The sequence below is a fragment of the Enterobacter sp. AG326 genome (assembly GCF_004362415.1).
Classification (GTDB): Bacteria; Pseudomonadota; Gammaproteobacteria; order Enterobacterales; family Enterobacteriaceae; genus Enterobacter; species Enterobacter asburiae.
The window spans coordinates 1,470,387-1,482,135 of sequence record NZ_SNXG01000001.1 but is presented as its reverse complement, the minus strand read 5'-3'; the positions used below and the strand labels follow the sequence as shown (position 1 = coordinate 1,482,135).

General features: G+C 54.5%; 10 protein-coding genes and 1 rRNA gene. 4 read left to right on the top strand and 7 right to left on the bottom strand.

Going from position 1 to position 11,749, the window contains the following annotated elements; all coding sequences use genetic code 11:
* Positions 1-140 precede the first annotated feature (140 nt).
* Positions 141-256 (top strand): 5S ribosomal RNA (rrf, locus tag DFO52_RS06955).
* Between the two features lie 208 nt (positions 257-464).
* Positions 465-1,760: an MFS transporter gene (locus DFO52_RS06950; RefSeq protein ID WP_029741120.1), complete on the top strand. Its 1,296-nt coding sequence runs from the start codon at positions 465-467 to the stop codon at positions 1,758-1,760.
* Here DFO52_RS06950 and DFO52_RS06945 read toward each other — a convergent pair.
* The 5 genes from DFO52_RS06945 to trxC form a co-directional block, all read right to left on the bottom strand.
* Positions 1,757-2,080, bottom strand: a complete 324-nt coding sequence (locus DFO52_RS06945; protein WP_133549815.1) for a YfiM family lipoprotein — start codon at positions 2,078-2,080, stop codon at positions 1,757-1,759. The two genes, DFO52_RS06950 and DFO52_RS06945, sit on opposite strands and share 4 nt — an antisense overlap.
* A gap of 45 nt (positions 2,081-2,125) precedes the next feature.
* The gene (gene pssA / locus DFO52_RS06940) at positions 2,126-3,481 is read right to left on the bottom strand and encodes a CDP-diacylglycerol--serine O-phosphatidyltransferase (RefSeq protein WP_023333068.1); all 1,356 of its coding nucleotides are present in this window, start codon (positions 3,479-3,481) and stop codon (positions 2,126-2,128) included.
* Positions 3,482-3,591: 110 nt separating this feature from the next.
* Positions 3,592-6,255 carry a protein lysine acetyltransferase gene (pat, locus tag DFO52_RS06935; protein ID WP_121931807.1) on the bottom strand — a complete coding sequence of 888 codons (2,664 nt, stop codon included), beginning with the start codon at positions 6,253-6,255 and terminating at the stop codon, positions 3,592-3,594.
* A 35-nt stretch (positions 6,256-6,290) separates the two neighbouring features.
* Positions 6,291-6,989 carry a tRNA-uridine aminocarboxypropyltransferase gene (gene tapT, locus DFO52_RS06930; protein ID WP_047647039.1) on the bottom strand — a complete coding sequence of 233 codons (699 nt, stop codon included), beginning with the start codon at positions 6,987-6,989 and terminating at the stop codon, positions 6,291-6,293.
* Positions 6,990-7,058: 69 nt separating this feature from the next.
* Positions 7,059-7,478 carry a thioredoxin TrxC gene (trxC, locus tag DFO52_RS06925; RefSeq protein ID WP_023308858.1) on the bottom strand — a complete coding sequence of 140 codons (420 nt, stop codon included), beginning with the start codon at positions 7,476-7,478 and terminating at the stop codon, positions 7,059-7,061.
* A 204-nt stretch (positions 7,479-7,682) separates the two neighbouring features.
* Between trxC and DFO52_RS06920 the strand changes: the two genes are divergently transcribed.
* On the top strand, positions 7,683-8,813 hold the full coding sequence (locus tag DFO52_RS06920) for a tRNA/rRNA methyltransferase (protein ID WP_029741125.1): 1,131 nt from the start codon (positions 7,683-7,685) through the stop codon (positions 8,811-8,813).
* A 48-nt stretch (positions 8,814-8,861) separates the two neighbouring features.
* On the opposite strand, the gene ung is transcribed toward DFO52_RS06920, so the two are convergent.
* Positions 8,862-9,551, bottom strand: a complete 690-nt coding sequence (ung, locus tag DFO52_RS06915; RefSeq protein WP_029741126.1) for a uracil-DNA glycosylase — start codon at positions 9,549-9,551, stop codon at positions 8,862-8,864.
* A gap of 314 nt (positions 9,552-9,865) precedes the next feature.
* Here ung and grcA point away from each other — a divergent pair, with 314 nt between their 5' ends.
* Complete coding sequence (grcA, locus tag DFO52_RS06910; RefSeq protein ID WP_029741127.1) at positions 9,866-10,249, top strand: autonomous glycyl radical cofactor GrcA; 384 nt, start codon at positions 9,866-9,868, stop codon at positions 10,247-10,249.
* A gap of 50 nt (positions 10,250-10,299) precedes the next feature.
* Here the strand turns inward: grcA and srmB are convergent, their stop codons facing one another.
* Positions 10,300-11,628: an ATP-dependent RNA helicase SrmB gene (gene srmB / locus DFO52_RS06905; protein ID WP_023308854.1), complete on the bottom strand. Its 1,329-nt coding sequence runs from the start codon at positions 11,626-11,628 to the stop codon at positions 10,300-10,302.
* Positions 11,629-11,749: the final 121 nt, after the last annotated feature.

Here is an 11,749-nt window from a genome sequence, read left to right as displayed (position 1 = left end):
TGATAGGTCGGGTGTGTAAGCGCAGCGATGCGTTGAGCTAACCGATACTAATGAACCGTGAGGCTTAACCTTACAACGCCGAAGCTGTTTCGGCGAAGAGACAGAAGATTTTCAGCTTTGATACAGATTAACAGAATTTGCCTGGCGGCTTTAGCGCGGTGGTCCCACCTGACCCCATGCCGAACTCAGAAGTGAAACGCCGTAGCGCCGATGGTAGTGTGGGGTCTCCCCATGTGAGAGTAGGGAACTGCCAGGCATCAATTAGAAGAACCCCGTACCGTAAGGTACGGGGTTTTTTGCTTTGTGTTTCCCTGTCTGGCCTTTCTCTTAATCCCTTATCCTGCTAATGGAATGTGTGATCTTTGTCTCAATGTTATTTATAACAAAATTATAACATTTCATTTACGAGGTAATTGAGTCTCATGGCTCAATACGCCGCTGTTTATGGCAGGAGCATAATCACAATGACAGAAAGCATTACATCAAACGGGACGCTGGCTAACAGTGATACCCGAAGAAGGGTATGGGCAATCGTCAGCGCCTCTTCAGGGAATCTGGTTGAATGGTTCGACTTTTACGTCTACTCATTCTGTTCACTCTACTTCGCACATATTTTTTTCCCATCCGGCAACACCACAACGCAGCTGCTACAAACAGCGGGGGTTTTTGCTGCAGGGTTTTTAATGCGACCCATCGGGGGCTGGCTGTTCGGTCGCATTGCGGATCGTCGCGGCCGTAAGGCTTCTATGCTGATCTCGGTGTGCATGATGTGCTTTGGTTCTCTGGTGATCGCCTGCTTACCGGGATATGAATCGATTGGTACCTGGGCACCGGCGCTACTTTTACTGGCCCGCTTATTTCAGGGATTATCGGTGGGCGGTGAATACGGTACCAGTGCGACCTACATGAGTGAGATTGCACTGGAAGGCCGTAAAGGTTTTTACGCCTCATTCCAGTATGTCACGCTGATTGGTGGTCAACTGCTGGCCATTCTTGTGGTGGTGATCCTGCAGCAAATTCTGACGGATGAACAACTTCACGCCTGGGGATGGCGAATTCCTTTCGCGATGGGCGCAGTACTGGCGGTTGTCGCACTTTGGCTACGCCGTCAGTTAGATGAAACCTCTCAGAAGGAAGTCAGAACGCTGAAGGAGGCGGGAACATTCAAAGGGTTATGGCGTAACCGTAAGGCTTTCCTTATGGTGCTGGGCTTTACTGCGGGCGGATCTCTCAGTTTTTACACGTTCACGACCTATATGCAGAAGTACCTGGTGAACACCACCGGCATGCACGCAAACGTTGCCAGCGTAGTCATGACCGTGGCGCTGTTTGTCTTTATGCTTATACAACCTATTATCGGAGCGCTCTCGGATAAAATCGGTCGACGTACGTCGATGCTGATTTTTGGCGGGCTGTCGGCGTTATGTACCGTACCTATTCTGTCTGCCCTTCAGCATGTGACTTCGCCGTATGCCGCGTTTGCGCTGGTGATGCTGGCGATGGTGATTGTCAGTTTCTATACCTCTATTAGCGGAATACTGAAAGCCGAAATGTTCCCGGCGCAGGTACGTGCTTTAGGGGTAGGGCTCTCTTATGCGGTAGCTAATGCGTTGTTTGGCGGATCGGCAGAGTACGTTGCGTTATCGCTTAAATCATGGGGAAGTGAAACGACATTCTTCTGGTACGTAACGATAATGGGCGCACTGGCCTTTATTGTCTCCCTGATGCTGCATCGCAAAGGGAAAGGCATTCGACTTTAATAGCGCGCCATCTGCCACACGGCATAGCCGGTCGTTGCGCCGGCGACGTCCCAGGCGAAATCTTTCCAGCTCCAGCCGCTCCCTGCGGGGCGGATATCCCACAGTTCTTTTGATGCTCCAAGACTGACCGAGAACATCAACCCAATTGCCGCACTACGATCCCGGCTGTATCCCTGATGCTGCGCATATTCATTGCCGGCTGCGGACAACATCGCAGAAGCGAGGAAATGCTGTGCTTTATCCTGTCCTGACCAGCTATCGTTGGCCATATGGCTACAGCCGCTCAGAAAGAAGACGCTCAGTAACAGAGGAATACGCATCAACGGGCTCCATAAAAAAGCCCTGCGGGTGGCAGGGCCTGGACATTACAGAATACGGCTGATAAGTCGGTCGATACGAATACGACGTAAGCGGCGGATAAGCTTGCGGACTTTCACCGGATAATCGGCAATGCTCTGCAGTTCGCGGTAGTGATTCACCACAGTGGTATGCGTGCGAATCAGCTCCAGCTCACGCTCACGTTTTGCGGCTAGCTCATGCTGCGGGTCATGGATCAGGATAGCGTTTTCCAGATCCAGTCGCCACGCGCGTGGGTTCAGGTTGTTACCGGTCAGCAGCATCCACTCATCGTCGACCCACATTCCTTTCAGATGGTAAGTGTTGTCTTCGTCTTTCCAGAGACGCACAACCAGCTGGTCAGTGTTTACATAATACTGTAAACGGCTCAGGAAACGGCGCAGGTTAATCTCATAGAGATAAGGCAGCGCACCGATGATTTTGAACGGCTGATCTTCAGGAATGAAGAAGTCGTTTGCGGTTTTATCACCAACGATGATTTCCACTTTTTTACCGTCGCGCAGCAGCTGAATGATATTACGCACCAGCACGGCTGGAAGGTTGAAGTACGGCGTACAGATGGTGAGTTTCTGCTCCGCGCACGGCATCAGATGGAAGATCGTTTTGTTCAGCAGGCTTGATTTGCCGAGCCCTACCAGCGGGGTAACGGATAACTCTTCGTTGTTCGCATCGCCCTGGAAATGATAGACCGCATCACGCAGCTCCTGGCGGAAGGCACGGACATCGTTTTTGATTTCCGGGCTTTTAGGGCGCTCGGGATCGTCAAGGCGATTAACACCGCGTCCATGGACCAGATTTTTATCAACCCAGTTAAACATGATATCGGCCATCTGCGGATTACGGATCAGATGGTAGCGGTCGTAGCGATATTTATCGAGCTGATGAAGGTAAACATCATTCAGACTTGCGCCGCTGTACAGCACGCTGTCATCAATGATGAAGCCCTTGAAATGGAGAACGCCGAGCGCTTCACGGGTATTAACCGGGACGCCATAAACAGGTACATCGACGCCAGGATTTTCCTGCGCCGTGCGGCAATACCAGTCGGCATTGGTGTTTGACGCGGCTGCGCCAATACGACCACGCTGAGCGCGATGCCAGTCTACCAGCACGCGAACATCGAGTTCCGGGCGCTGACGTTTGGCTTCATAGAGCGCGTTCAGGATCGCGCGCCCGCCTTCATCCTGTTCAAGATACAGCGCCACAATGCAAATGCGTCGCGTGGCGCTGGCAATCTTTTCCAGAAGCGTCTCCCGAAAATGAGCGGGAGCGTAAAAGAACTCTACATCATCAACTGACTGAGAAATCTTCGGTAGTTGAGCAAGGTGTTGTTGATGTTTATTACGCTTAAATTTTGACAACATCACAGTGCGTTTCTTCTCTGTTCATTGAAGGGTTGTCTGTACCATGCAAACAACATAAGCGGACAATGATACCACCAGTCCCGTCCAAAGTGGGTAACATTTCCAGTAGCTTACTCGCGTTTGTCTGCTGATGTCAGACTGAGGGACAAGGCCACAATACCTTCGTCCAGCTGAATATCAACGTCAAATCCAAGTTTTCGCGCCAGGGTCACCATACCGCGATTGTTAGGCATAGTAATGCCATTAAGGCGTAACAATCCGTGATCTCGCGTATAACTGATGAGTTTTTCCAGCAGCCGTCTTCCCAGACCCAGGCCTTTAAGATCGGATCGCACCAGCACCGCAAACTCCGCATCGACGTTATCCGGGTCAGAAATCGCACGCGTGACGCCGAGGATCTCATCCCCCTTATCGGAGCGACGAACGGCAACAAACGCCATTTCTCGATCGTAGTCGATCTGGGTCATATTGGCTAAATCATCGTGGGTAAATTCGTTGATTTCGCTAAAATAGCGATAATAAAGATCCTCTTTCGTGACCTGAGAGATAAAGGCCCGCAGCTGGGGCTCATCTTCCGGCAGAATAGGGCGGAACAAGGCGCGTTCTCCATTCTTCATCTCAACCCACTCCTCCAGCTGCAGGGGATACGGGCGGATCGCCAGACGGCTCTCTCTGTCTCCTTCGAATGGTGCGATATCCAGGGTCACGTCCAGCGCCGTAAACTCATTGCCGGAGGCCAGCAGCGGATGAATGTCCAGCCGCTGGATCTCTGCACAATCCACAATCAGGTTAGAGACCTGCACCAGAAACTGGCTTAACCCGGCAATATCAAGCGGGCGCAGCGCACTCCGGCCACGGATCTTTTTACTTTTGATCGCCTGGATGATCAGATAACGCGCCAGGTTCATGTTCAGCGGCGGTAACGCCACCACGGCCTGCTCCTCCGGACGCCACTCAACGCCACCCTCTCCCAGCATGATGAGCGGTCCGAAGACGGGATCGTGTTCGACCACCACCCGTAATTCCTGAGCTCCCGCGCGGTTGGCCATGCTTTGCACCAGCAATCCGTGGATCCTTGCCTGCGGCCAGGCCATTTTGACCCGGTCGAAAATAGCATCAGCTGCCTGCTGCACCTCAGTCGCCGTACGCAGGTATAACATAACCCCCTGAACATCAGACTTATGCGGGATATCCGGGGAGCGGAGCTTCAGGGCCACCGGATAGCCAATCTGTTCGGCTATATGCACGGCCTCTGCGCTGTCGCTGGCGATCCAGGTCGGCAGAGTTTGCATCCCGTAGCTGCCCAGAATGGGCTGAACCTCATGCGTATCAAGCGAGGTCGCGCCTTCTTCAATAGCCTGCTGCAACAGCCGGTGAACGTCGACGGTGTTCGCCGTCAGATTCCCCGGTAAAGCCGGTGTTTCACGCAGCTGTTTCTGGTTGCGGCGATATTCCACCATATGCATAAATGCGGTGATGGTGCCTTCCGGCGTGCGGTAGGTTGGCAGCCCGGCCTCGCTGAACAAGCGCCGCGCCTCCTGAGAGGAAAACTCACCGCACCAGTTGGTGAGCAGGGTAACGTATTTACCGCGCGGATGGTTGCGCACGGCATCAATGAGCGCGCGCGCGCTTTCACTGCCCGGCGCGACCGCGCTGGGAGAGTGGATAATCATCAGCGCATCGAAATCCTGGCTATCCAGCAAAATGGATATCGCCCTGATATAGCGGTCGCTGCTGGCGTCATCACGCAAATCAAGCGGATTGCCGGGCGTCACGCTGGTCGGAAGCGCTTCTTTCAGGCGCTGCAGCGTCTCTTCACTCAGCGTTGCCAGCTTGCCGAAGCGCCGCCACAGCTCGTCCAGCGCGAGCGCGGCAGGCGCCGCACCGTTACTGACAATCATTAGTTTCTCACCGCGCAACGGGCGCATATGGCTTAACGTCTCAACGGCGGAAAAAAGCTCGTGCGTATCCTGTACCCGCAGCAACCCCGCGCGCTGAATGGCGGCGTCCCAGGCGGGATCCATGCCGGAATGAGAATGCAGCAGACGCTGTGCCGCAGGGCTGCGTCCGCTTTTGATCACCAGGATCGGTTTATTGCGCGAAGCGCTTCGCGAAGCCGAGACAAAACGACGCGCGTCGCTGAGGTGCTCAAGATAAAGCAGGATCGCACTGGTTTTGCCGTCGCGCGCCAGAAAATCCAGTAGCTCATCAACGTCGATATCCAGGCTGTCGCCCAGGGCAATGAAGTAGGAGAATCCCATTTCACGCTGCTGCGCCCAGTCGAGGATGGTGTTCGATACCGCAGCCGACTGCGAGATAAATGCGAGTTTGCCTTTGCGGATTGGAACCGGGGAGAAACTGGCATTCAGCCCCTGCCAGGGGGCGAGCAGGCCCAGACTGTTTGGCCCAAGAATTCGCATTTGATAGCGGCTGGCGCAGGCCAACAGCTCGGCTTTCTGTTCAGGGGGGGACGAGAGAATAATGCAGGTTTTACACCCCTTCTTGCCGAGTGATTCCAGCAGTTCCAGGTTACGCTTCGCGTTTGTACAGAGTACGGCAAGATCCGGCACGAAGGGCAAGCTTTGTACGTCAGGCCATGCAAGCACTCCCTGAACGGCCTTATAAGACGGCGTGACGGGCATGACGGGGCCATTAAAGCCCCCGGCCAGCAGATTGCGCATCATCAGATAGCCAGCACGATCCGGTTTCATTGATGCGCCGATAACGGCAATGGATTTAGGACGAAGTAGCGCTTCTAACCCTCGCTGGCTCATGCAGGCCTCCTGTGAATGCAAGCGACCTGATGATTTTAAACGCTTTCTGGCTCGGGCGCTGTGACGCTGCCCTTATGAACGGTTTTTCCCGCCAGATAGCGCTCCCGGAAGCATGAGAAATGGTTGCCCAGGGCACCAGCCGCAGCGGTATCTCCCGCTAAATCCAGAAGCGCAATTGCCACTTCGGCAGTGCAGTATTGCCCGTCAGCATGCGCTTCACGCAGGCGGTAGGCTGAGACGCGGGAAAGGTCGACAGAAATCACCGGCAGCGCGTCGAGATAGGGGCTTTTGCGAAACATTTTTCGCGCTTCGGTCCAAGTACCGTCCAGCATGATAAACAGCGGTGGTTTACCGGATGGCGGCGTTGAAAGCACCTGGCGCTCTGCGCCTGCATAAGACGCGGGGAAAACGACCATAGGCTGATAGTCGGGGCTGGCCACTAAATCGAGCAGGGCCTGAGGCGGCTCCGTACGGGACCACTGAAACGCGGCGGTATCCGGCAGAATATCGGCGATAAGACGCCCCGTATTGCTGGGTTTCATCGGCTCGGTATCGAACATGACCAGACAAAAACGGCTTTCCGCCGTACTCGGAGCGAGCGTCTCGCACAGACAAACCTTCAGCGGCAGCAGGCAGCGCTGACAGCGGCGAATACGGTTGCCACGGGCGAGGAACGGTCGGGTGGCGCGCGCAAGGCGTTCGGCGCGTAATTTAAGGACAGCGTTATCAGTCATGGGCGAAATGCAGGAAAAACGCTATTTTCGCAGAGGCGGGAGCGGGGCACAAGACGTGCCCCGAGAATGTTACAGCGACTCGTTTAACCAGCTTTCAAAAGGCGCTTTTGGAACCGCGCCGTTGAGCATATCGATCACTTCGCCATTTTTGAAAATCATAATGGTCGGAATGCTGCGAATACGAAAACGTGCGCTCAGTTCTGGTTCGGCTTCGGTATTGACCTTAACGAACCGCATTTTTCCGCTGCGCTCTTCGGCCACATCTTCAAAGATTGGCGCGAAGCTACGGCATGGGCCGCACCATGGCGCCCAGAAATCGATCACGACAGGAAGATCGTCCTTGAGGAGTTTGTCCAGCGTAGCACCCGTTGCGTTAATGACATCGCCATCAAATAATTCATGGCCACATCGTCCGCATTTCGCACCATCTTCCATCCGATCGTCCGGAATGCGATTAAGAGCCTGACAGTTGGCACATACGGTATTCATAACTAACCTCTGATAGAGCCGTGGGACAGCGGCAGAACGCCGATAATGTTTCTAATATGTTACATATTATCAATGAGCCTGTTTGAAACAACAATGCGTTTTATTCAATGAGAACAATAGTCACAGGCTTTTGTACGAAATTATGGCTATGCGCTGGCACATCGGGTAATCTGCGCGCTTCGCGCAGCGCTGGTGGAGAAAAGCATGAACGACGAAATGAAAAACAAAAGCGGCAAGGTCAAAGTGATGTATGTCCGCAGTGATGATGACTCTGATAAACGCACCCAAAATCCGCGTACCGGAAAAGGTGGCGGGCGTCCGGCGTCTTCTCGTGCAGACGGTGGCCGTCGCCCCGCCCGCGATGACAGAAATAACCGCGGTGATGACCGCAAACGTGACGATCGCAAACGCGATGACCGTCCGCGTTCTGACCGCCCACGCAGTGACCGTCCACGCGACGATCGTCCGCGTGATGATTTCTCACGTGATAATGCCTCCCCGTGGCGCACCGTTTCTCGCGCCCCTGGCGATGAGACGCCGGAAAAAGCCGATCACGGCGGTATCAGCGGTAAAAGCTTTATCGATCCGGAAGTGCTGCGCCGTCAGCGTGCGGAAGAGACCCGCGTGTATGGCGAGAACGCCTGCCAGGCGCTGTTCCTGAGCCGTCCTGAGTGTATCGTTCGCGCCTGGTTTATCCAGAGCGTGACCCCGCGCTTCAAAGAAGCGCTGCGCTGGATGGCCGCGAACCGTAAAGCCTACCACGTCGTGGATGATGCCGAGCTGACTAAAGCCTCCGGTACTGAACACCACGGCGGCGTCTGCTTCCTGATCAAAAAACGTAACGGCACGACCGTGCAGCAGTGGGTCAGCCAGGCGGATGCCGATGACTGCGTGCTGGCGCTGGAAGATGTGGGCAACCCGCACAACCTGGGCGCAATGATGCGCAGCTGCGCGCACTTTGGCGTGAAAGGCGTGCTGTTGCAGGATGCCGCGCTGCTGGAATCCGGAGCCGCGATCCGTACTGCGGAAGGCGGAGCCGAGCACGTACAGCCAATCACCGGCGACAGCGTTCTGGATGCCCTTGAGCAGTTCCGTAAAGCGGGCTATTCCATCGTGACCACCTCGAGCCATGCCGGTACGCCGCTGTTTAAAGCGACGCTGCCGCGCAAAATGGTGCTGGTGCTGGGTCAGGAACGTGATGGTCTGTCTGATGCGGCGCTCTCCAGTGCGGATCTGAGCGTCTCTATCGACGGAACAGGCAATGTAGAAAGTCTGAACGTATCCGTTGCGACCGGCGTGCTGCTGGCCGAGTGGTGGCGTCAGAACAAGGCATAATCCATTGTGCTTTTTGTATGCCCGGTGAACCGGGCATACAAACTCAAACTACTCGCTCTCTGCCGGTAATACAGGCATCCAGTCAATCGGCGTTTCGCCACGTTTTTCCAGCCATTCATTCGCCAGAACAAAATGATTACTGCCAAAGAAACCGCGATGCGCAGACAGCGGTGACGGGTGCGGTGCTTTCAGCACGTGATGACGCTGACGATCGATAATCGCCCCTTTCTTCTGCGCGTGAGAACCCCAGAGTAAAAACACTACCCCTTCACGATGCTCGTTGATAAGGCTGATGACTTTATCGGTAAACGTCTCCCAGCCCAGACTGGCGTGCGAGTGCGCCTGGCCCGCCCGTACGGTAAGCACCGTATTCAGCAACAGCACGCCCTGGCGCGCCCAGCTTTCCAGGTAACCGTGGTTTGGCCGGGTAAAACCGGGCACGGTTGCTTCAAGCTCTTTATACATGTTGAGCAGAGAAGGGGGGATAGCCACGCCCGGACGGACGGAAAACGCCAGCCCATGCGCCTGTCCGGGGCCATGATAGGGATCCTGGCCCAGAATGACCACTTTCACATCGCTCAGTTCGGTGTAGCGAAAGGCGTTGAACACGTCTTTCTGCGGCGGGTAAATCGTCTGTCCGGACTGACGCTCGGCGGCAACGGTGCTGAGCGTATTGATAAAATAAGGCTGCTGCTTTTCTTCTGCCAGCACGTCATGCCAGGTTAAAGGTGTCGTCATCTCGCTCTCCTGCGAATCTCAATCTCTGACTAGCTTACCTGTTTCACCCCGGTGAGCAAAATTACGCGCTGAAATACGTGCTAAGTGGCTAAATTTATTTTGAAAAGATACAGGGTAAGTTGAATTGGTAAGGTTGTGAAATTGATCTAAAACAATAAACTCAAACCACACTCTTTATGTGGTTGGTGTTTTTGTTGATTTAAATCAATAAATCACCGTGGTGTGAATGTTATATATACACACAAGAAACAATGGTTTTACCAATTGGCCGCGAGAGGCCGACACGAGTTAATGTAGCCTAAGGGAGGCAACACATGATTACAGGTATCCAGATTACTAAAGCTGCAAATGACGATCTGCTCAATTCTTTCTGGCTGCTGGACAGCGAGAAGAACGAAGCGCGCTGCGTCGTTGCGAAAGCGGGTTTTGCTGAAGATGAAATCGTACCGGTAAACAAACTGGGCGAAATCGAATACCGTGAAGTTCCTATGGAAGTGCAGCCGGAAGTGCGCGTGGAAGGTGGTCAGCACCTGAACGTAAACGTGCTGCGCCGCGAAACGCTGATGGATGCCGTTGAGCACCCAGAAAAATACCCACAGCTGACCATCCGCGTGTCCGGCTATGCGGTTCGCTTTAACTCACTGACTCCAGAACAGCAGCGCGACGTTATCGCCCGTACCTTTACTGAAAGCCTGTAACGGCTTCAGCAGGGGGGAATAAAAAAGCCGGGGAAATCCCCGGCTTTTTTTTACTCTTCAGTTTTCGTCTCTGGTGCGGCAGAGCTTGGCTTACGGCGTTTACCAATATTTTTGGTATCGCGGTGGCGCTGCTTCACGCGCGGTTTCTCTTTTTCTTTCTCTTTTCTCTCAGCACGTTTCGCGAGCGCTTTCTTGGACGGTTTACCCGTCATCTTTTCACTCGGCGCGCGCGTGGTCGGGCGGAGTTCGTCAATAACGCGCGCTTTCAACGGCTCATCAACATAGCGGCCAATCTTCTGCAGCAGCAGGTAGTCATGCGCTTCGACGAGTGAAATCGCAATCCCTTTGCGGCCCGCGCGGCCGGTACGGCCAATACGGTGCAGATAGGTATCTCCGCTGCGCGGCATATCGAAGTTAATGACGTGGCTGACGTCCGGGATGTCGATCCCACGAGCGGCAACGTCAGTCGCAACCAGCACGTTAACGCGGCCATCGGTCAGGCGCTTGATGCCTTCGGTACGCTTGATCTGCGCCATCTCGCCTTCAAGATAGCAGTTGTTGATCCCGGCGTTACGCAGCATTTCAGCCAGCTCGTGCACGCGCTCGCGCTTGCGAACAAAAACGATTGTGCGCAGAGCATCTTCCTGCTTCAGCAGATGTTTCAGCAATTCTACTTTGTGCTCGAGGTTGTCCGCGCGGTAGTACCACTGGTGGATCTTCTTACGCTCACGGGTGGACGGCGTCGCCGAGACTTCCACCGGATCTTCCAGCAGGCGCTCTGCGAAGTCTTTGATCGCTTCCCCCTCGAGGGTGGCAGAGAACAGCATCGTCTGGTTACGCCAGCGCGTTTCCCCTGCAATGTGCTCGATATCCTGTGCGAAGCCCATGTCCAGCATGCGGTCGGCTTCGTCGAGGATCAGCGTTTCAACCGCACGACAGTCGAAGTTCTCTTCTTTAATGTACTGCAGCAGGCGGCCCGTCGTCGCAACGACGATGTCCTGGTTTTCGCTGAACACTTCGGCGTGGTTCATGTACGCAACGCCGCCGGTGATGGTGGCGATATCCAGATGAGTATTTGCCGCGAGTTCACGCGCGTGATCGGCAACCTGCATTGCCAATTCGCGCGTAGGCGTCAGGATTAAAATACGCGGCGGGCCAGATTTTTTACGCGGAAAGTCGAGCAGATGCTGCAACACAGGCAGCAAATAGGCTGCTGTCTTCCCCGTGCCGGTTGGCGCAGAACCGAGCACATCGCGGCCCTCAAGCGCAGGCGGAATGGCCGCTGCCTGAATGGCGGTCGGGCGTGTAAAGCCTTTGCTCTCAAGTGCATTGAGCAGGCTTTCATCGAGTTCAAGTTCGGAAAAAGTCGTTACAGTCATGTTCTACCTCTGTGTGGGGCGCTGATTATAGACGTTACGGCTGTAATCTTCATCTGTTTGTATGGATATCGCTTTTCGGCCACTTCGCTTTCCCCTATGCTACTCCAGTTTCACTTAGAAG

What these genes read in the sequence shown, in the direction of transcription:
- DFO52_RS06950 (WP_029741120.1), top strand. Translation starts at nt 465, where the DNA reads ATGACAGAAAGCATTACATCAAACGGGACGCTGGCTAACAGTGATACC.
- DFO52_RS06945 (WP_133549815.1), bottom strand. Translation starts at nt 2,080, where the DNA reads ATGCGTATTCCTCTGTTACTGAGCGTCTTCTTTCTGAGCGGCTGTAGC.
- pssA (WP_023333068.1), bottom strand. Translation starts at nt 3,481, where the DNA reads ATGTTGTCAAAATTTAAGCGTAATAAACATCAACAACACCTTGCTCAA.
- pat (WP_121931807.1), bottom strand. Translation starts at nt 6,255, where the DNA reads ATGAGCCAGCGAGGGTTAGAAGCGCTACTTCGTCCTAAATCCATTGCC.
- tapT (WP_047647039.1), bottom strand. Translation starts at nt 6,989, where the DNA reads ATGACTGATAACGCTGTCCTTAAATTACGCGCCGAACGCCTTGCGCGC.
- trxC (WP_023308858.1), bottom strand. Translation starts at nt 7,478, where the DNA reads ATGAATACCGTATGTGCCAACTGTCAGGCTCTTAATCGCATTCCGGAC.
- DFO52_RS06920 (WP_029741125.1), top strand. Translation starts at nt 7,683, where the DNA reads ATGAACGACGAAATGAAAAACAAAAGCGGCAAGGTCAAAGTGATGTAT.
- ung (WP_029741126.1), bottom strand. Translation starts at nt 9,551, where the DNA reads ATGACGACACCTTTAACCTGGCATGACGTGCTGGCAGAAGAAAAGCAG.
- grcA (WP_029741127.1), top strand. Translation starts at nt 9,866, where the DNA reads ATGATTACAGGTATCCAGATTACTAAAGCTGCAAATGACGATCTGCTC.
- srmB (WP_023308854.1), bottom strand. Translation starts at nt 11,628, where the DNA reads ATGACTGTAACGACTTTTTCCGAACTTGAACTCGATGAAAGCCTGCTC.